The sequence below is a fragment of the Akkermansiaceae bacterium genome (assembly GCA_019634595.1).
GTDB lineage: Bacteria > Verrucomicrobiota > Verrucomicrobiia > Verrucomicrobiales > Akkermansiaceae > Luteolibacter.
Map to the genome: position 1 here is coordinate 760,447 of JAHCBC010000002.1, position 19,776 is coordinate 780,222.

Genomic DNA, 19,776 nt, shown 5'->3' on the forward strand with positions numbered 1-19,776 from the left:
CGCAGCGGCTCAGTCGCGGCCGACCCGCGTCACCGTGAAGCGGAAGGCCGCGCCGGACGGGGGGGCTTCCTCCACCCACAGCTTGTGCCCCATGCGCTCGGCGACCTGGGCGCAGAACGCCAGGCCGATGCCCGTGCCGGATGACTCCGGCGAATCCCCGCGGTTGAAATACTCGAAAATCCTCCGCCGTTGTTCTGCCGGGATGCCCCTCCCGTCATCGCGCACGTGGACCACCGTTCCTTCTTCCGTCTCGACAAAGCCGACGTCGATGGTCAGCGGTCGTCCACCGTTGCGGGCGTGGATCAGCGCGTTGCGGATCAGGTTGCTGACCAGATGCCTCACCTGGGTGCGTGGTGCCAGGATCTCAGGCAGTTCGGAGATCCGGATGACGGCTCCATCCGTCAGGCCGGAAAGCTTCAGCTCCTCCGCGATGTCGTGCGCCATCTCCCCCAGGTCGAACGCTTCATCCGGCGTGTTGGTCTCCGTTTTGGAGAACGCCAGCATGTCGTTGGTGAACTTGGAAAGTCCGTCCAGCCGCTCCCGTCCCAGCGTCGCCAGTTGCTGCACGGCGGGGTCCAGTTGGGCCAGCCGCTCCTCCAGCAGGGACAGGGCGAAGATCCCCGTCTGGAGATGGTTCTTCACTTCATGTGCGACCAGACCGGCGAACCTTCGCAGGTCCTGGTTCGAGCGTGAAAGGATGATGTTCCGCTTCCGCAGGATCTCGAGGATGCCGGTCCTCACCTCGGAGGTGAGTGCCACGGTTTCCTCCGGCCAGGGTTCGGACTCGCCGCGGACTTCCTCCAGCCACGCGGTGAAACTGCTGCGGGGGCGGAGCGGACCGTCTCCTGGGGCGGTTCCGGGTTTCCGTGGGTCGCCCGCCCATGTCACCTGCCTGGCCATTTCTCCGCGGAACAGCACCAGCCAGTCGGTGGCACCCAGGTGGATGGCCACGATGCCGGCGGCGGTTGCCCCCGCATTTTCCAGTGCCCGGAACTCCCGGCACGCCTTTGATGAGATGCGGACGCCATCACCGGAGCCGTCGCCCAGCTCGCGGTGGAAATCCGCCAGCACCTGTTCATCCGGCGTGCTTCCATAGCGGAAGGAATCCGTCCCGCTGATCATGGAGGCACCGCTTGCCGCGAAGAGTTCCATGAACCGTGGCAGCATGGAGGGAAGGCTTCCCATCGGCTCGGAGTAGTCGCGCAGACCCGTCAGGATGGAGAGCGCCATCCGCCGTGCGGAGGCGATGCGGTGGTTCTCCAGGTTCCGCTGCTTCACCTTCAACTGCGCGGACAGGACGATGGCATAGAGGCAGGACGTCGCGCGGATGGCGTAGGAAACGAACCGGGCCGTGCGGTGGTGGCAGGCGATGAGGCCCCACAGCTTGTCCTCCACCACCAGTGAGATGCTGAGGGACGCCCCCACCCCCATGTTTTTCAGATACTGCACGTGGATCGGTGCCATCGCGCGCAGCACGGAGCGGCTCATGTCCAGCGGTGCGCCGGTGGCGGGATGCAGTTCCGGGACCAGAGGGACCGCTGCGGCCTCCACATCCTGCAGCAGCCGGACATGGTTCTTCAGGTAAAGGGCGCGCGCCTGTTCCGGGATGTCGGATGCGGGATAGTGCAGGCCCAGGAACGGCTCCATGTCCTCCTCCACGGACTCCGCGATGACTTCCCCGTGGAAGTCCGGAGCGAAACGATACACCATCACCCGGTCAAAGCCCGTGAAGGCCTTGATCTCCCGCGCCATCACCTCCGCGATTTTCACCACATCGGTCACTCCGGCGATCATTTCCAGCGAACGCTGGACGATCTGCAGATAGTTGTCGATACCCTCGGTCGATGGCCTGGCACCCGCTTCCTCGGAGGGATCCATCTCCAGCTCGAGGATGGTCCCTGCTCCGCCGGACACATGGGCGATGCCGTCGAAAAAGCGGATGCCCCCCTTCACGGGGATGGTCACGCGGAAGGGGTTCACGTAGGTGAAGGCAGCCTCCCGGATCAGCCGCTCGAAGGAGCCGCGTGTTTCCGGAACCACCAGGTCCAGCACCGGCTTGCCCAGCAGGGAAGCTGGATCCCTTTCCAGCAACTGCGATGCATTCGCGCTGACCTGCAGGATGCACAGGTCGTCATCCAGCGTGAACAGCACTCCATGCGGCTGGACGGAACCAGGGATGTGGATCGGTTCGGCGGCGCATCGGTCGATGGCGGCCTGGAGAGGATCTTGGGTCGGGACGTCCATTAGTGCTGGCCGAATGAGTGGATGAAACAGGCGAAGGTCCGCATGGCCGCCTCACGGGCAGCCACGAGGAATTCCGGAGTGGTGTCGATGCGGCTGAGCCATCCGGTGAATGAAGACCACATCGGGCTGTTTTCATCTCCGAATCCTCTCAGGAACGAGAGGCTGTCATCCGGGAGATCGCCGCGCCCGGCCAATTTCGCAAGCAGGATCCCGCCACCATGGATGCTCCCTTCCAGCACATACAGACAGCCGGTGGCGGTGCCCGCACCTGCCGCCGTGTGGTCAGTGAGTTCCGCGTGCGGGATGCCCAGCCGGTCCAGATCCATACCCAGGGAATGGTACCGCTGCTTCCTCAGCGCGGCGTCGGGCAGGGCCAGTTGATTGAGCTTCTCCCAGTCCAGCATCGGCCAGGCTGCGGCGAGTCCGTCGTGGAAGCGGGAGAGGTATCCGCCGTAGGCGGCGGTGTCGGACGTCGGGTCGGGAACAAGTCCATCAAGCTCCCGATGGAGGGCGGAGGTTGCGCTGCGGAGTTCCGGAAGGAGGTTGTTCATCCAAAATGCTGTTAGGGAAACGCCATCCGCCGCCCTGTCATCAGTGTGCACCGGGCCGGGCACAATCGGCAACGAAAGGTTTCCGATGGAGGCGTTAGCTTTTACCTAACGGACTTGCGTCAACGGTGGGGGATGCGAGGTTTAAGGTTGCCGCCCCCTCGGGTGGCTATAGATCGGAAAACAGTTTTGAGGGCCATGAACTTCAATCATCTGCATTATTTCCACGTCATCGCGACAGAGGGAACCCTCTCCCGCGCGGCCAAGAAACTCGGCCTCAGCCAGCCCACCTTGAGCGCGCAGCTCAGGAGTCTGGAGGAGTATTTCGGGCGGAAGCTGTTCGACCGTTCCAGCGGTTCGCTGCGGCTGAACGCGAACGGCCGGAAGACGATGGAAGTCACCCATGAAATGTTCCGACTGGGGGAGCGTCTCGAAAACCTCTTCCCGGGTGAGCGCCGGAGTCCGGTCACCCGGCTTGAAATCGGCATCGCCACCTCCGTCGTCCGCTCGTTCACGGTAGAGCGCTTCATCGGACTGTTCCGGAACAAGGACGTGCTGACGCGGGTCCGCCAGGGCGACCATGAATACCTCCACCACGAACTCCTCACCTCCGGGCTGGATCTTTTCATCACGGATACCCCGCCGGACAAAAGGGTCACGCGCGGCACCATCCACCGCCGCCTCAGCTCTCCGGATTTCGTGATGATCGCCTCTGTCAGGGCCGCCAGGAAGCTGACCGCGGGTCTGCCGGAGTCCCTGCATGGCCAGCCGTTCATCCACTACAGCTCCCACAGTGCCGCCCGTTTCGAGATCGACCAATATTTCCGCAAGCACCGCGTCGAGCCGGATGTGGTCGCGGAGGCGGATGACGTCTATCTCATCCGCGACGCGGTTCTGGAGGGCATCGGCTTTGGCATCGTGCCGGCCAGCGTCGTGGCGGAAACGGCGGATCGCCACAAGATCACCGTCATGGGAAAGGTCGAGGGCGTCTTCGAGGTCCATGCGGTGTACAACCGGAAGGATCCGACCAAGGAGGTCCTGGCCGCGCTCGATTTGCTGGCCGACCCCCAATCCTGACGTCGCGTCCATTTCCCTCCGCCGGATGAAGAAGATGGTGCCCGCCGGGACATCTGCTAGAGTCCGGACCATGGAAGCCGAGAATCCCTATTCCACCCCTGCCGTCCCGCCCGCACTCCCGAAGGATGACATCTCAAGGCAACTCGGTGGCATCCAGTATCCGCTGACCCTTTCCTTCAAGATTCTGGCCCTGGCGAGCCAAGCCACCGTCACCGATGCCAACGGCCGGGTGGTGCTCTACACCAAGCAGAAGCTCTTCAAGTTCCGCGAGCACGTCCAGATCTTCACCGACAAGTCGCAGACCACGCTGCTTGCCGAGATCAAGGCGAACAAGGTCATCGACTGGTCCGCCCGCTATTTCTCGACCGCCGCGGACGGAAAGGAAATCGGCAGCGTCGGCCGCCGCGGCTGGCGCTCGATCTGGAAGGCCCACTACGAGGTCTTCAATCCCGGGGACAACAACGCCGACTTTTCCATTCATGAGGAGAACGCCTGGGCCAAGGTGATGGACTCCATCCTCGGTGACATCCCCGTCCTCGGCATGTTCACCGGCTATTTCTTCCATCCCCGCTATCTCGCCAGCCGCTCGGGCGGTCCTCCGGCGATGCGCCTGACAAAGCAGGCCGCTTTCTGGGAAGGACGCTTCCAGATCGACAAGCTCACCGACCTTTCGCCCCGCGAGGAACTCAACCTGTTCCTTTCCTTCCTGATGCTGGTCCTGCTGGAGCGCCGCCGGGGTTGACGCAGGACCACCTGTTTGGCGGTGCTCTGTTCTTCTGAGCGGGTGGCAGGGACCGCATTCCATGCGGTCCGGTTGGGTGGATGTCCGCGGCGGTGGGAATATCGCTGCCCTTGCATCCCGGGGCAGGCTCTGCTTAGGGTCCGCCCATCATGTCAGCAGAAACGGTCACGAAGTTTTTCCACATCGGCAGTTCCGATGAGCCTGTGAGGCTCCGGGACGGCGCGATGCTGGGGGAAGTGACCATCGCCTATGAGACCCACGGCGAGCTGAATGCGGATGGCTCCAACGCCATCCTCCTGTTCCACGCCTTGTCCGGCTCCCATCACGCGGCGGGCATCACGCCGCGGATCGACGGTCTGGACGGCCTGTGGCAGCCGGAACTCCATGACGGCTGGTGGGAAAACATGATCGGTGAGGGCAAAGCCATCGATACCTCCAAATATTTCATCATCTGTGCCAACTATCTGGGCGGCTGCTACGGCAGCACCGGCCCTGGCTCCACCGATCCGGAGACCGGCCTTCCCTACGGCTCGAAGTTCCCTTCCGTCTCCGCGGCGGACCAGGCGGAGATGGTCCATGCCCTCATCGACAGCCTCGGCGTCGGCACGTTGGTCGCGGTGATCGGGCCGTCCGTCGGCGGTCTGGTGGCCACCACCTTCGCCACCCGCTTCCCGGACCGGGTGCGCAACGTCATCGCCATCGCCTCCGGCTTCAAGACCACCGTCCTCAACAAGCTGATCCTGTTCGAGCAGATCCTCGCCATCGAGAACGACCCGCATTTCAACGCCGGTGACTACTACGATGACGAGCCACCGCTCTACGGCCTCGCGCTCGCCCGCATGATCTCGCACAAGACCTTCGTCCACCTCGACTCCATCGAGAAACGCGCGCGACAGGACGTGGTGCAGCCGGATGACATCCTTGCCTGGTACCGCGTGCGGGACCAGTTCCAGAGCTATATGCTGCACCAGGGGAAGAAGTTCGTGAAGCGCTTCGACGCCAACACCTACCTCCGCATCATCGACATGTGGTCCCGCTACGACGCCGCCCATGAGGGGGATGCGGAAACGCCCGCGGACCTCTTCGAACGCTCCCACCTGGCAGGCCAGCGCTGGCTCGTTTTCTCCATCGACTCCGACTTCTGCTTCTATCCGGAAGAACAGGCGGAGCTGGTGAAACACCTGGAAACGGCGAAGGTGGACGTCATGCACATCACCGTCCACTCGGAGAAAGGGCACGATTCCTTCCTCTTGGAGCCGGACCTCTACACCCCGCACATTTCCTGGGTGCTGGGCCGCTGACCGTATCCATAAGCCCCATCCCGACCACCCATGAAGCCGCGCCCGCAACACGGAAACTTCAACAAACAGGCCCGCGAGAACCGCCACGTGAAGCCGCAGGAGCCGGAACAGGCTGTTCCGTCACTGGATGAGGACGACCTCATGGCCATCGTCCGGGAGCAGGCCGTGCCCTTCGTCCTCATCCTCGACTGTGTGCAGGACCCCCACAACCTCGGGGCCATCCTCCGCACGGCGGACGGCGCGGGTGTCCATGCCGTCGTCGCGCCGAAGGACAAGGCCGTCGGCATCACGGAAACCGTGCGCCGCATTTCCGTGGGGGCCGCCGACCATGTTCCTTTCGCCCAGGTCACCAATCTTGCCCGCACCATGGAACGGCTGAAGGAAGCCGGACTCTGGTTCGTCGGCACTTCGGACCGGGCGACGAAGTCGATCTATGAACAGGATCTGAAAGGCCCGCTCGCCCTCGTGCTAGGCGCGGAGGAAAAAGGCATGCGCCGCCTCACGGAAGAGAACTGCGACTTCCTCGTTTCCATCCCCATGGCCGGAAAGGTCGAGTGCCTCAACGTCTCCGTGGCGACCGGGGTGTGTCTCTTCGAGGCGGTGCGGCAGCGCCGGGTCGTCCCGTGAAAGAGCCGGTGCGGATCCTTTCCGATCTGCATCTCGGGCACCGTGTTTCCCGGATCGCGCGGGTGGAGGCGCTCCGCCCGCTGCTCGCGGGGGCGGGGACCGTCGTTTTCAACGGCGACACCTGGCAGGAACTGGCCACCGAACTGAGGTCAGATGCCGCCGGCATGCTGGACGAACTGAGGGCGCTCTGCCGGGAGGAAGGCTGCGACCCCGTTTTCCTGCCCGGAAACCATGATCCCGGCTGGCCCGGCGATGGTTATCTGGAACTGGAGGGCGGAAAAGTCGTCGTCACCCATGGTGACACCCTGTTGCGGTCCGGTGCTCCGTGGAAGCGCGAGATCCTGCTCGATCCGGAGCGGGTGGAAAAGCTCTGGGCGGCGCGGCCTGCGGCGGCGCATGACGCGCGGGAACGCCACCAGCTCGCGCGTGAAATCTCCATCTCCTACCCCGTGGTGAAGCACCCTGATGGCCGCAACCTGCTCCAGCGGTTGCTCGACGCCATCCATCCTCCGCAGCGAGCCGTGGAAATGTTGAAGGCATGGCGGACCCAGCCGGACATGGGGGTGGAGTTCCGCGACCGCTATTTCCCGAAGGCGGAGTTCCTCATCATCGGCCACTTCCACTGGGCCGGGACATGGCAGAGGGGGAACCTGCGCGTGATCAACACCGGCTCCTTCCTCAATCCGGGGCGGGCCCACTGGGTCGAGATCGCGGACGGTTGGGTCAGTTATGGCCGGATCGAGGAAAATGGGGAAAGCTGCCGCATGGGCCACCAGCAGGGCAGATGGCGCGGCGGAATATCGGCTCCGGGGAATTTCTGATTGGTTGGCTGCCGCTCCTTTGAATAAGATTTCGGCGCTGCGCTCCGTAAAAGAGCGAGTCACCCGTTTCCAGATTCATGATCCGTTCCATCCTTCCCTGCTTATTCGCCTTCTCAGCATCCGCCCAAGCGGCGATCCTCATCCAGGACAACTTCAACGACGCGACGGCAGCCCATATCAACGGGCGGGCTCCCAGCACCAACCTCGTGAATTCCAGCAACTGGACCGCCACCGAAGCCGCGGATGCCATGAAATTGGACGGGTCCGGACAGTTGATCCTGGGAACCAACAACAACCGGACGGCCGGGATCTCGCTTGGGAGCAATTACTTCACCACGAATCCCGGGATTTACGAACTGTCCTACACAATCACCCATCCGTCGAATTACGGAAATTCCTGGGTGGGTTTCGGTTTCACCGTCGGCCTGACCACAGAGCAGAACCTCACCGATTCAGGAACTGCGGCCGGTCCTTGGTTGTTCTACCGGGCAAACGGAGATGTCAACGTGAGACCGGGCGGCGGCACCACCGGCAACGTGCTCCTTTCCACCACCTTCACGGCTGGAGCTCCCGTCACCTTCAGATTTGTCCTGAACACGATCGCGACCCAGTGGACCTACGATCTCTATGTGAATGGTGTCCCCCAGGACGTCAATGGAGGTTCGGCTGGAACCAGCTACACGTATGCCTCCGGCTCCAACCCGGCTCTCGGCTACGTCGCCATCGGGACCGGAGCGAGCGGAACCAGCGGTACCTCCACGGGTGACAACTTCACGTTCGCCTTGGTCCCGGAGCCTTCCCACGCCCTGATGCTGGTGGCCTCCGCGGGGATGTTCGCGCTGCGCCGCCGCAGGTGAGCGGGGGAGAGATGGTACACGAGGACGGGATCGAACCGCCGACCAACCCGGTGTAAGCGGGTTGCTCTACCGCTGAGCTACTCGTGCAACGACGCCGGAGTCTGTGCGGAATCCTTCCGGCGGATCAAGTGCTGAATTGATGAGGGCTTGCCGGAAGGGGCTTGGAGTGGTTTCTTCCCGCCCGGATGCATCTCAGGTTATCGGATCACGAACTCGCCACGCTGGTGGAAATGGTCAGCCTCGCCGCGAATGTCGCGTCGTGGAACCAGAAAGAGGGTGCCAACGACCAGGTCACCGCCTTTGAGACACTGGAAAGCAAGATCCTTGAGAAAGCGGGACACTCCGGGCTCGGCGACTGGATCGAGTTTGATGAGGAAACCCAGCGGTTCCGGGTGAAGCAGGAGCGGGAGGAAAAGCTTTTCTACCACGAATGCTACGAGGAATTCCGCAATGAAAGCTTCTGGGATGAACTGGCGGTTCGCCTGTCCGACCGGGATCTCGCCCGTGCCATCGGCTTCAAGAACTGGGAGGCCATGACGGAGGAGCAGCGCCGCGCCCGCACCGCGGACCAGGAAAAGCGTTATTGGGAGGAGTTCTCCAAAAGGGGGGTGGACCGCGTTTTCATGATCCATCCGCAGGTCGAGGGCTGAAGCCGGCGATTCCCGGGTAGCCCGAAAACCCGGTTGTCGGAGTGGCGGACCCTCGCTTATGCTGCGGGCTTCCGTCTCCGTGAAATCCGGACCTTCCATCGTCCCGCTCTCTTTGTCCGCCCTTTTCCTGGTCGCGGGATGGTGCCATGGACTGGAGATCCGGGCCTACAGCGCCACCCGGCACGACCGCTTCACAGGGGACGTTGCCACCGCGCCCGCCTTCAATGATTCCGCCTGGTACGGGAGCCGGAACTTCTCGGGCGTCGGTTGGATTCCCGGGGAGGCCAGCCGCCAATTCGCGCTCGTCTCGCCGAAGCACGTCGTGTTCGCCCGTCATTTTTACCCCGGAGAAGGCACCACCATCCGCTTCCTCAATGCGGACGGGGACATCGTGGACCGCACCGTCACCGGCACGGAGTTCATCCTGAATGATGCCTCCCTGCCCACGGACCTGTGCCTGATGGAGCTGTCCGCACCCATCACCGCTGCGGAGAAAGTGCCCCATTTCCCGTATCTCAACCTCGCTTCGGAAAGTGCCTACACCGGGACATCCCTGACCGTGTTCGGCTGGACCATGAAGGCTGGCCGCGGTTCCATCCAGGCGTTCCAGAACTCCACCTCCGGTGACATCAACACCACCCGGTTGATGGTGTTCCGCTACCGCAGGTCCTCCGGAAACCAGGATGATGCCTATGTCGTCGGCGGGGATTCCGGCAGTCCCACCTTTGCCTCCGCCGGGGGGAATCCGGCCATCGTCGGCATCCACTCGCTGGCCGGGGAGACCACCACCTATTATTACGGGTATGATTCGTTCATCCCGGCCTATGTGGAGAAGCTGGACGCCCTGCTGGCACCGGACGGCTACCGCATGACGCCCGCCTATCCTCCGTCCGTCACGCTTTCATCCTCTCTGGTGCAGCCTGCCACACTCAGGCAGGCCCACGCCGGAAGCTGCCATTTCGACCTTTCCAACACCGGCGCGAATGACGCCGGAAACGCGCGCTTCACCCTTCACTTCCCGGCGGGGCAGGGACCGGATGCCATCTCCGCACCGGACTGGATCGCGGAATCCGCCGGACCGGAGGACTGGGTTTTCCGCCGGGCGAACCTCGCCACCGCTGCCACGGCACGTTTCACCGCCACATGGTCTGCGGTGCCTTCCGTCGCATCGTTGCTGGTGGAGGTGACCCGGGTCGCGGACGGTGCACCCTCCGCGATGCAGACTTTCGACCTCGAACCCGTCCCTTCCTTCAGGTCGTGGTCCGCCGGACTGGCGGATGCCACGGAGGCGGGTGACCCGGACGGGGACGGCGTGCCGAACCTGCTGGAGTACGCCTTCGGCGGAAACGGTGGCGTGCCATCCCTGCGGTCGGAAAGCGGCGGACTCCTCCTGCCGGAGATCTCCATGAGCGGAGACGGCGCCACCGTCCGGTTCCCGGTCCGGGCGGATGCCGCCAGGCGGGGGTTGGTCTATGCCATCGAGTTTTCGGAGGACCTGGAGGCCACAGGCTGGCAACCTGCGACGGTGGTGCTGGAAGATGCCACCGCGCCTCTGGATCCCCCGGTCGATGGTTTCCTCCTCAGGACCGTTTCATGGGATCGCACCGGACCCAGACAGTTTGCCAGGGTGAAAGTGACTCTTTCCGAGTGAGAAGGGGCTTGAATTGCGCGTGATTGTGGCGTTCCTGTCACATCATGTTGCCGGAATTGAAGGATTTCGATGCTTTGCTGGAGAGTTCGAAAGTACTCATGAAGGACCGGCACGGTCTCAAGGTCATCGCCACTCCGGATGGCAGGATCATGAAGTTCTTCCGCCGCAAGCGCCTTCTTTCCTCCGCCCTGTGGAACCCCTACGCCAAGCGTTTCGCGAAAAATGCCGCGCGCCTGACGCAGATGGGCATCCCCACCGTGGAGGTCACCGGCGTCTGGCGCATTTCATCCCTCAAAAGGGACGTCGTCGCCTACAAGCGTCTGGAAGGGGAATCCTTGCGGGATCTTGAAAAAACTCCGGAGCTTTTCGGTAAATTGGCGGCGTTCATTTCGCACCTTCATGAAAAAGGTGTCTTTTTCCGTTCCGTCCATTTCGGCAATATTCTGGAACTGCCCGACGGCCGCCTCGCCCTCATCGATATGGCGGATCTCACCTTCAAAGGGCGGCCCCTCACGGCGAACGAGCGACTGAGAAACTTCGGCCACCTCATGAAATACAGGGAGGACCAGGAGCCTCTGGAAGCATTCGGCGTGAAGCGGTTCATCACGCTGTACCAACAGGCGGCGGGCCATTCCGGAGCGTGGTCGGAGGCGTTCGGGCGGGACTTCGAGAAGAAGCTCGCCCAGCCCGCCGGTTGACAGGGGCGCATCCAGCTAGTTTGCTTCGCGGCGATGTCTCCCGATTCGCAACAGGACTTCGCGCTCGCGTTTCTGAGCATCCTTTTTGAAGGCGCCCCGTTCATCCTGCTGGGGACGCTCATCAGCGGCTTCATCGACATCTATCTGCCCGCGGGCACGATGGATCGGTTCCTCCCGAAAAACAAGATCCTCGCCGTGCTGACCGCCGGCCTGCTGGGTGCGGTTTTCCCGGTCTGTGAATGCGCCGTGGTCCCCGTCATCCGCCGCTTGGTGAAAAAAGGCCTGCCGGTTTCCTGCGCGCTCACCTACATGCTCGCCGCGCCCATCGTGAACCCCATCACCGCCTTGAGCACCTGGAAGGCTTTCCAGGGCCAGGGTGCGGGCATGATGACCAGCGGCCGCCTCATCCTCGGGTTCCTGATCGCCGTCCTCGTCGGACTCATCGTTTCCCGCATGCGGCTCTCCTCCGTCCTGAAGCCGAAGCTGGTGGAAAGCCTCTCCGCCCCCGATCCGGCCCCTGCCAAGGAAACCGACTGCTGTGATCATGACCACGCCGGACATGACCATCACCACGACCACGATCATGCGGACGGTTGCTGCGGCCATGACCATGGCCACGAACACCACCACCACCCAGCGGGTGAGGACAACCGGATGGTCGCCGCGTTCCGTTCCGCGATGAAGGACTTCGTGGAGGTGGGGGTTTATTTCACCATCGGTGTCGCCATCACCGCGCTGTTCAACACGGGCATCGCCCCCGGTGCGGAGTGGCTGGACAGCGTCGCCGGGAATCCGGTGGGCGCCCCCGCCGCGCTCATGGTGCTGGCCTTCGTCCTCAGCCTCTGCAGCACCTCGGACGCGTTCATCGCCGCCACCCTCCACAAGTTCACCTGGGGCGCGAAACTTGCCTTCCTCACCTACGGTCCGATGATGGATGTGAAGCTGCTGTTCCTTTACCAGACGGTGCTGAACAAGCGGTTCATCGCCGCCCTCGCCGTCGGTCTCTTCGTCGCCATCGGCGCCGCCTCCATCTTCTGGCAGGAAATCGTCCTGAAAACCCCATGAGCCCACGCAACCGACGCATCCTGTTTTCGCTCGCGCTGCTGATCTGGAGCGGGGTGATCCTCTATTTCTACGCCTCCGGCCGGATCACGAAGTACCTCGCCCCGGACTTCCGCCTCATCTCGCTCGGTGGTGGTCTCGGTCTGGCGGTGCTGGGTCTGTTCAATCTCCTCACCGCGGGCCAGCACGCGGACTGCGGCCATGACCATGGTGACGGGGATGCCCACGACCATGAGTCCGGGGACATGCACCCCCTCACCGCCTTCGCGCTGATGGTGGTGCCGGTCCTGCTTTCCGTCGCCTGGACGAAGGACAGGTACTCCGAAGCCGCCATCTCCCGGAAGACCATGACCGTGGATGAGGTGAGATCCCCCTTCATGGCCTCCATGCTCGGACCCATCACCCGCGAGGATCTGGAGAAAAACCACCGCAAGACGGAGGACGGCTACTACGAGATGTCCCTGATGGAACTCTTCTTCTCCAGCGGGGATGCGGAGCTGCAGAAGGCGCTGGGAGGCATGAAGGTCCAGACGGAAGGCCGCTGGGCGGAGGAGAGGGCGGACAACGACGCGGGAACGCGCAAGCGGCTCTACCGCATGTTCATCACCTGCTGCGCGGCGGACAGCCGCGCCATCCCGATCATCCTGGAGTTCGGCAAGGAGCCGCCGGAGTTTCCCGATGGTGGCTGGGTCCGGGTTTCCGGCACCATCACCTTCCCGAAAGGCAAAGCGGGCGTCCAGCCGGTGCTGGAGGTCGAGCAGTCGCTCGCCGCCGAGGAGCCTTACGAAGAAAGTTTCATGCGGAACTGACCAAATGTGGCCGGGCCATTTTGGCCCAGGCTGTTGTCTGGACGTCCCGCCACGGTCTTCCGATGATGGCGACTCCCGCAGAAGCCACACGCCTGATGAAATGCAATTCAACCACGGTTGAACGCAGATGGGCGCAGAGTGGAGAATTCCGTCCCCATCCTCTTCTTATCTGCGTCCATCTGCGTTCATTTGGCTCCGCCTATGTCCGCTACGCTTCCATTGTGGTTGATTCCATTCTTCCGGAATCGGCTGCATGAACCGGGTTTCGGTCCAAATTCTTGGCGGAGGGCCTGCACCTGGCGGTCATTCCTGATCCATAAAGGCATCGGCCCTCACTCCGCTTTTTTCTTCAGCATCCCGGGCGAGTTCCATTTGAAAACATGGTAGGTGGCGGGTGTCTCACCGGCATTGCGGATCGTGTGGGTTTCGTTCGCCGCCTGGAAGATGACCGAACCCGGCCCCAGCTTCCGCCATTCTCCGGCCACCAGCGCTTCGACCGTTCCCTCCTTCACGATCAGGATCTCCTCATCCGGATGCTCGTGCGGGGGATGTGAGGTCACTCCGGGCTTGAGGGTCGTCACATGGCATTCCAGTTCGTCCAGCGTGGCGGTGGGCGCTTGGAACACCTTCCGCGTCTCGCCCTTCGCGCTGGCCTTCACCGGCAGGTCGTTCCACTCGAATGCGACCGACTTCATCACCGCCGGAGGCGGGTCGCCCTGTGTGGCGGCGAACAAGGCGGAGGCGGTGCCAAAGGCCGCCACGGAAACGAACACATCACGGGGTTTGACCATGGGGCCATTTACAGGATGCGTGGCCGCAGGTCAGCAACAAGAATCAGTGCCCGGGCATCCGGGGTCGATCCCGTTACCACGACCCAAGAGTTCCGGCCGGAATGTCGGCATCCCCGGCACCGGTGGCCACCACCATGGAGCCTGGTTTCCCGGCTGCCGTTTCTGTCGTGATGACGATGCGCTTCAGGCCGGGATTCGCCTGGTCGTAGTCATTCGCCGGTTTGGAAAGATCCTGCACCGCGACGGTGAACGGGCTTTCCGCAGTCACCTCCAGACGGAGCGACTTTCCGCCGGACTCCAGCAGTGCCCCCTTGCTGTCCGTCGTGACCTTCGCCTTCGTCAGCCACTGGAACGTCATGGACACGGGCTTTTCCCCCGCCTGCCATTCATCCCGGATGACCACGCGGCCGTCCGGCATCATCCGCACGCCCCTGTGTGATGACTTCACCATTCCGGCATAGAGCGGGGTCAGGTCCAGCACCATCAGACGCTTGTCCGTGTCGGTCTTCACCACCCCTGCCGTTCCTTCCACGATCTGGTCCGCGCCGTTGAAGCGCGGGATGTTGTGGGCTTCGGATCCAAGTCGGAACACCTTCCAGCGCGGGCTGTCCTGCTTCGAGTTCCACAGGTCGATTCCGCGGGACTCCAGCGTATTGTAGGACTGTAGCCCCAGATCCTCCGCCCAGCGGATGCCGTCCTTTTCAAAGACGAACGATCCCACATCCATGTGGCCGTGGGAAATGGCGGGCTTGCCTCCCTTGAACGCCACGAAGGCGGCGTTCCGGTCGCCCCAGCGCTCGCGGAAAACCGCCAGCGGCACCTTTCCGCCACCCGCCCAGGACGGGGGAGGGGATTCACCCGTCTCCGCCTTCTTTCCGTCCCACCAGACCAGCGCCAGCGGCATCAGCCGGTCCAGCTTCCGCGGCTTCCTCTTCAGATCCTCCACGATGGTCAGATCCGCTTCCAGCAGGCCGGGGCGCTTCAGTTCCCTGGCGAACCAGAACAACGGCGTCTCGAATCCCCGCGTCTGCGTGTTGTCGGAAAAATTGTAATACCTCCCGGAGGGGGAGCACATCTGGACCATGAAGTCCGCCGTCTTCAGGAACCCCGGGAACTTCTCCAGTCCGAAGGTATCCCCCAGCGAGGTCTTCAGCGCATCCACCAGTGCGACGTGGAATCCAGTACCATAGGCCCAGTAGCCGGGACCCTCCGGGTAGATCCCGTCCGGAGCATAGGCCTTGGCCGCGTACTGCAGGTTATTGATCGCGCGGTCCACTATCCTCGTTGCCAGTTCAGGGTCACGTTCCGCCACGGCCAGCGCGCCGATGGCCATGCCGGAGTGGCATACCTGGTTCCAGTTGTTCGTGCCGGACACCCAGAACGGATCTTTGCCGCTGCGTGAGATCAGCGACGTCTTCAGTCCCTTCCCGATGATCGCACCCGAGATCAGATCCCGGTCCGCGGAAGTCAGATCGTCGTAAAGCCAGTCATACCCAATCCCCATGGCGAACGTCGCCTCCGCCACATCCAGAAAATGCGGCTGGTTCCAGTCCGTGAAGCCCGCCAGCGCCCGCATCTCCGCGATCGCCCGTTCCTTGTAGGCCGCGTTGTCCTCCAGCTTCCCCACCATCGCTGAAACGGTGATGCACTCCAGTGCCTGGCGGGACACGGACAGCAGCCGCTTTCCCGTCATGATTCGCTCCACCGGCTCCTGCTTGAGCAGCGAATCCGCCCGCGCCTTCAGCACCAGAAAAAAGTCCCGTGCAGGTCCTTCGTCAGCCACCTGTTTCCTGATCTCGTCGAAGCGGGCCGCATTCGCGAACAGCCGCGGGTGCGCGGGCAGTTTGTCGGGCGAAACACCTCCCATCGCACATCCCGCGAAGAGGAAAAGCATCAGGAAAAGGCGGCGTATCATCCCTGATGACTACGCCCGCCGGGCGGCATGTCTTGCTCCAACCGGTAGCCGCTTCCACGCACTGTCCCAGATGCCCCCCGGAGTCGCCGGATCAGGGCGCGCACCCGGGAACGGTTCCCGGAGGCTGAAGGGCTTCACTTGATGGTCGGCTGCGTCGCACTCAGTCCGGAGTTCCCGGATGATGGGTCATGGTTCCATCATGAGATCGAAGCAAATCACGGTGTCGTTGCTTGGTTCAGGTGGATGCCGGCATCGGCCACCCCTGAACAAAAAAGCGGAGCCTTCGTCAGGCTCCGCTTTCTCAAATGGAATGCAGGATGGGATTCCGTTCCGTGGATCAGAACGGGATGTCGTCCTCGTCGCCGTATTCTTCAGGGGGAGCCGCGGAGGCTCCCTGCGGACGGCCGCCTTGTTGGGGCGGGCGGGAGCTTTGCTGGCCGCCACCCTGCGGGATCTGGCCGCCGGAGCCGCCTTTGCCGTCGGGAAGGAACTGGAGGCTTTCCGCGACCACCTTCAGCTTGCTGCGCTTCTGGCCGGTCTGCTTGTCGTCCCACGTGTCCATCTGGAGGCGGCCCTCGATGTAGGCGCCGCGTCCTTTGGTCAGGTATTGCTGGGCGAGTTCCGCCTGGCGGCCCCACAACGTGATGTCCACGAAGGTGGTTTCTTCCTGGCGCTGGTTCTGCTCGTTGTTCCAGACGCGGTTGATGGCCAGCGCGATGTCCGCGACAGCGGTTCCCTTCGGGGTATATCTCAGCTCCGGGTCACGGGTGAGATTCCCGATGAGCATGACTTTGTTCAGGTTGGCCATGGCGGTGGAGACTAGGGATGATCGGGTTCCTGCGCAAGGACTGTTCCGGAGAACAGTCCGGAAATCAGGCCAGACGCTGGTAGTGTTGGAGGTGCACGTTGCCGTTCAGCTTGAGGCGTGCCTCGATCTTCTTGATCGCTTCGGCAGGCGCGCTGAGCGTGTAGTCCACATAGTGGCCGGCATCAACGTGGCGGGAGGTGTAGGCGAACTGCTTGCGGCCGATCTGGTTCACTTTCTCGATCTTCGCGCCTTCGCCTTCGATCTCCTTGGCGACGGCTTTGATGGTGTCATCGATCGTTCCGTCGATGTTCTTGGGATTGAGGATGATCAGGCCTTGGTACTTGCGGCTCATCTGCAGGAGTTGGTTTGGTGAGGGTATGGAAACGGTTCGCCGCGGCGGCGAGACCTTGGGAACGCGCAAGCTGCACCGCTGCGAGGGCGGTGGCAAGCGTGTTTTCCAGCACCGGGCGCTCATCCGGGGCGAATTTTCCCAGCACATGGCCGACCATTTCCCCCGGCTGGCTGCCGCCGATCCCCACCTTCAGCCGGGGAAAGGCATCCGTGTGCAGATGCTGGAGGATGGATTTGATCCCGTTGTGCCCCCCCGCGGAACCTTTTTCCCGGAATCTCAGCGTGCCGAGCGGCAGCGAAACATCGTCATAGACCACCAGGATGTTTTCCGGAGTCCATTTGTGGAACGAAAGGATCTGCTGGAGCGCCCGGCCGCTCAGATTCATGAAAGTCTGCGGCTTCAGTAGCATCGTGCCGTCCCCGGGGATCTTCGCCAGGTGGCTCTGCCATTTCGGCACGGACTGGAAAGCCGCGCCCGTCTCAGCGGCCAGCCTGTCCAGCACCATGAATCCGACATTGTGGCGGGTGTCTTCATATTGGCGGCCGGGATTCCCGAGCCCCACGATCAACTGGAACATGACGCAGGATGGATGGCGGGTGGCGGCCCGTCCAACCCGAAGACAGGGAGGGGGCGGATTCGCCGGTTCCCCGCGTGCTTTCTCATCGGGGTTTCACCCTCTCGTCTTCCAGACGTCTCCGTCTCGCTTCCAGGATTTCCCGGCGGCTGATGATCCCGCAAAGCCTCGGGGGATTGGACCGGTCCACCACCGGCAGCCGCCCGATCTCATGCAGGATCATGCGGTCCGCCGCTTCCGCCAGCGATTCATCCGGATGGATGGTGATGGGGTGGGTGATGGCGACTTCGAGGGCCGGTGGATCGGGATTCTCCTGGACGGCGGCGAAAATGTCCGCCCGTGAAACGACCCCCAGCAGCTCACGGTCATCCCCGATGATGGGGAACAACCGCGCCCGGCTCCAGCGGCTGGAGCTGGTGGAGATCAGATCCCCCAGCCCGCCCACGGTCATGTCCCGTCCAACCACCAGCGGATCGCGGATCATGAGTTCCTCCACCGTCCCGCCGTGGAGGGGATCCGGCTCGTAGTCCTCCGGCACCCGCACGCCGCTGCGGGCGAGCTTTTCCGTCATGATGGATTCCTTCATCAGCCATTTGGAAACCAGGATGGCGAATGCACAACCCAGCAGCAGCGGCCCGAACGTGGCGGTCGAATGGGTCGCCTCGAACGCGAAGGCGACCGAGGTCAGGAAGGCTCGTGAGGCTCCCGCAAAGATGGCCGCCATGCCGATCAATGCGGCGATCCCGAAAGGAAAGCCATCGAACCCCGGCAGGCCGGCCAGGGCGTGGGCGGTGAGAGCGCCGACCGCCCCGCCGATGGTCATCACGGGGGCCAGCGTCCCCCCGGCGGTGCCACTGCCCAGGCAGATCGACCAGGAAAGGAATTTCAGGACCAGCAGGGCGGTGAGGGCGGGCAGCAACATCCCGCCATCCAGAAGGGTCCGCAGGTTTCCGTAGCCAGGACCCATCGTCCGGGGATCCACCCAGCCGATCAGCCCCACCACCAGACCGCCGATGGCGGGCCACCACATCCAGTGGAAGGGAAGTTTTTCAAAGGCATGCTCGATGGCATGCAGCGTGTGGGTGAGGATGACCGCCGCAAGTCCGCACACCGCCCCGATGACGACCGAGCCGACCGCGAGCATGGGGCCCGGTGCATCCGGTGCGGGCAGGGGCAGCATGGGGAAAGGTTCACCGACCACACCGCGGACCGCCATCGCCGCTCCCGCCGCCATTGCAACCGGCAGCAGGCTCCGGCTGCGGAATTCGAACAGCAGCAGCTCGATCGCCAGCAATACTCCCGCCAGGGGTGTTCCGAACACCGCCGTCATCCCCGCCGCCGCACCTGCGGACAACAGGATCTTCCGTTCCGCCGCGCTGTGGGGCAGCCACTGGCCCGCCAGCGAACCGATCGCGCCACCTGTGGCGATGATCGGGCCTTCCGCTCCGAATGGTCCGCCGGTCCCGATGGAGAGGGCGGTGGACAGCGGTTTCAGGATGGCGACTTTCAGTGGGATCCGGCTGCCCCCCGTCATCACCCCCTGCATCGCTTCCGGGATACCGTGGCCGCGGATCGCCGGGCTCCCGAAACGGGCGATCAACCCGATGGCCAGCCCACCCAGTGCGGGAACGAAAATGGCCGGCCACCCGAAGGTGGCGAAACCGGGATCGCTTTCATGGAAGGAAAACCGGCCGTGGAACGAAAGTTGGGTGATCAGGTGGATCAGCTTCAGCAGGCCGATCCCGGCGAAGGCCACCACCACTCCGAGCGGGATCGCGGTCAGGGCAAGCTTCAGGCCGCTCCTCTCTTTCATGCATCGAGGCTGTGGAGGAGCCGCAGGATCTCCGGACTGAGCTGCCCCAGTTCGCGGCGGTGGATGTGGGTCAGGATCTCCAGCTTCGAGGAGCCGAGATCCGTCAGGCTTAGCAGGACCGCCCGCTTGTCCTCCTCGCTCGACTGGCGGGACACCAGGCCCGCCGCTTCCAGGCGCTGGGCCAATTCCACCGCGGTGTTGTGTTTCACCCGCAACCGCTCCGCCAGCCTCCCCACATTCGCCACGGAGCCGGGAGTGCCGCGGATCACCAGCAGCGCTTGGTGCTGCTGGGGCGTCAATCCTTCGGCCGCCGCCGCGTTCTCACTGAACTCCAGGAAGCATCTCAAGGCGTGCCGGAAGTCCGCCAGCGCGGTGTAGTCCGCATCGGAAAGTCGTTTCATCCGCGCTTGATCTATATCGTATCACGATATAAAGC

At 63.3% G+C, this 19,776-nt stretch carries 20 protein-coding genes and 1 tRNA gene; 11 read left to right on the forward strand and 10 right to left on the reverse strand.

The annotated features are described in order from the left end of the window. Positions 1–9: 9 nt before the first annotated feature. Positions 10–2,244: a GAF domain-containing protein gene (locus KF712_09035; GenBank protein ID MBX3741121.1), complete on the reverse strand. Its 2,235-nt coding sequence runs from the start codon at positions 2,242–2,244 to the stop codon at positions 10–12. Then, the gene (locus KF712_09040) at positions 2,244–2,795 is read right to left on the reverse strand and encodes a biliverdin-producing heme oxygenase (GenBank protein ID MBX3741122.1); all 552 of its coding nucleotides are present in this window, start codon (positions 2,793–2,795) and stop codon (positions 2,244–2,246) included. Before KF712_09040 ends, KF712_09035 begins: the two co-directional genes overlap by 1 nt. A 195-nt stretch (positions 2,796–2,990) precedes the next feature. Between KF712_09040 and KF712_09045 the strand changes: the two genes are divergently transcribed. The 6 genes from KF712_09045 to KF712_09070 all read left to right on the forward strand — a co-directional run bounded on the left by KF712_09045 (position 2,991) and on the right by KF712_09070 (position 8,217). Next, a complete protein-coding gene (locus KF712_09045; protein ID MBX3741123.1) occupies positions 2,991–3,869 on the forward strand; it encodes a LysR family transcriptional regulator in 879 nt (292 codons plus the stop codon). 70 nt (positions 3,870–3,939) lie between these two features. After that, the gene (locus KF712_09050; GenBank protein ID MBX3741124.1) at positions 3,940–4,611 is read left to right on the forward strand and encodes a hypothetical protein; all 672 of its coding nucleotides are present in this window, start codon (positions 3,940–3,942) and stop codon (positions 4,609–4,611) included. A 149-nt stretch (positions 4,612–4,760) separates the two neighbouring features. Next, on the forward strand, positions 4,761–5,912 hold the full coding sequence (locus tag KF712_09055; protein MBX3741125.1) for a homoserine O-acetyltransferase: 1,152 nt from the start codon (positions 4,761–4,763) through the stop codon (positions 5,910–5,912). Between the two features lie 30 nt (positions 5,913–5,942). Next, positions 5,943–6,539 carry a 23S rRNA (guanosine(2251)-2'-O)-methyltransferase RlmB gene (gene rlmB / locus KF712_09060; protein MBX3741126.1) on the forward strand — a complete coding sequence of 199 codons (597 nt, stop codon included), beginning with the start codon at positions 5,943–5,945 and terminating at the stop codon, positions 6,537–6,539. Then, positions 6,536–7,360, forward strand: coding sequence for a metallophosphoesterase family protein (locus tag KF712_09065; protein MBX3741127.1), 825 nt, complete (start codon positions 6,536–6,538; stop codon positions 7,358–7,360). The genes rlmB and KF712_09065 overlap by 4 nt, the downstream gene beginning before the upstream one ends. A 77-nt stretch (positions 7,361–7,437) precedes the next feature. Further along, complete coding sequence (locus tag KF712_09070) at positions 7,438–8,217, forward strand: PEP-CTERM sorting domain-containing protein (protein MBX3741128.1); 780 nt, start codon at positions 7,438–7,440, stop codon at positions 8,215–8,217. A gap of 12 nt (positions 8,218–8,229) precedes the next feature. Here the strand turns inward: KF712_09070 and KF712_09075 are convergent. After that, positions 8,230–8,304, reverse strand: a tRNA-Val gene (locus KF712_09075). A gap of 98 nt (positions 8,305–8,402) precedes the next feature. Here KF712_09075 and KF712_09080 point away from each other — a divergent pair. From KF712_09080 to KF712_09100, 5 genes are all read left to right on the forward strand, one after another. Continuing rightward, positions 8,403–8,867 (forward strand): hypothetical protein, encoded by a 465-nt coding sequence (locus KF712_09080; GenBank protein MBX3741129.1) that lies wholly within the window; start codon positions 8,403–8,405, stop codon positions 8,865–8,867. Between the two features lie 79 nt (positions 8,868–8,946). Beyond that, on the forward strand, positions 8,947–10,518 hold the full coding sequence (locus KF712_09085; GenBank protein ID MBX3741130.1) for a trypsin-like serine protease: 1,572 nt from the start codon (positions 8,947–8,949) through the stop codon (positions 10,516–10,518). Positions 10,519–10,562: 44 nt separating this feature from the next. After that, entirely contained in the window at positions 10,563–11,216 is a 654-nt protein-coding gene (locus KF712_09090) for a hypothetical protein (GenBank protein ID MBX3741131.1), read from the forward strand. A gap of 33 nt (positions 11,217–11,249) precedes the next feature. Further along, positions 11,250–12,281, forward strand: coding sequence for a permease (locus KF712_09095; GenBank protein MBX3741132.1), 1,032 nt, complete (start codon positions 11,250–11,252; stop codon positions 12,279–12,281). Next, on the forward strand, positions 12,278–13,087 hold the full coding sequence (locus KF712_09100; GenBank protein MBX3741133.1) for a DUF1980 domain-containing protein: 810 nt from the start codon (positions 12,278–12,280) through the stop codon (positions 13,085–13,087). The genes KF712_09095 and KF712_09100 overlap by 4 nt, the downstream gene beginning before the upstream one ends. A 332-nt stretch (positions 13,088–13,419) precedes the next feature. Here KF712_09100 and KF712_09105 read toward each other — a convergent pair whose 3' ends face one another. The 7 genes from KF712_09105 to KF712_09135 form a co-directional block, all read right to left on the reverse strand. Further along, a complete protein-coding gene (locus KF712_09105) occupies positions 13,420–13,878 on the reverse strand; it encodes a cupin domain-containing protein (GenBank protein ID MBX3741134.1) in 459 nt (152 codons plus the stop codon). Between the two features lie 73 nt (positions 13,879–13,951). After that, positions 13,952–15,793 carry a heparinase II/III family protein gene (locus tag KF712_09110; protein MBX3741135.1) on the reverse strand — a complete coding sequence of 614 codons (1,842 nt, stop codon included), beginning with the start codon at positions 15,791–15,793 and terminating at the stop codon, positions 13,952–13,954. A 337-nt stretch (positions 15,794–16,130) separates the two neighbouring features. Further along, a complete protein-coding gene (locus tag KF712_09115) occupies positions 16,131–16,601 on the reverse strand; it encodes a single-stranded DNA-binding protein (protein ID MBX3741136.1) in 471 nt (156 codons plus the stop codon). A 64-nt stretch (positions 16,602–16,665) separates the two neighbouring features. Further along, a complete protein-coding gene (gene rpsF, locus KF712_09120; GenBank protein MBX3741137.1) occupies positions 16,666–16,953 on the reverse strand; it encodes a 30S ribosomal protein S6 in 288 nt (95 codons plus the stop codon). Then, a complete protein-coding gene (gene pth, locus KF712_09125) occupies positions 16,889–17,530 on the reverse strand; it encodes an aminoacyl-tRNA hydrolase (GenBank protein ID MBX3741138.1) in 642 nt (213 codons plus the stop codon). Before pth ends, rpsF begins: the two co-directional genes overlap by 65 nt. Positions 17,531–17,612: 82 nt before the next feature. Next, positions 17,613–19,340, reverse strand: coding sequence for a chloride channel protein (locus KF712_09130; protein MBX3741139.1), 1,728 nt, complete (start codon positions 19,338–19,340; stop codon positions 17,613–17,615). Next, complete coding sequence (locus KF712_09135) at positions 19,337–19,741, reverse strand: MarR family transcriptional regulator (protein ID MBX3741140.1); 405 nt, start codon at positions 19,739–19,741, stop codon at positions 19,337–19,339. The genes KF712_09130 and KF712_09135 overlap by 4 nt, the downstream gene beginning before the upstream one ends. Positions 19,742–19,776: the final 35 nt, after the last annotated feature.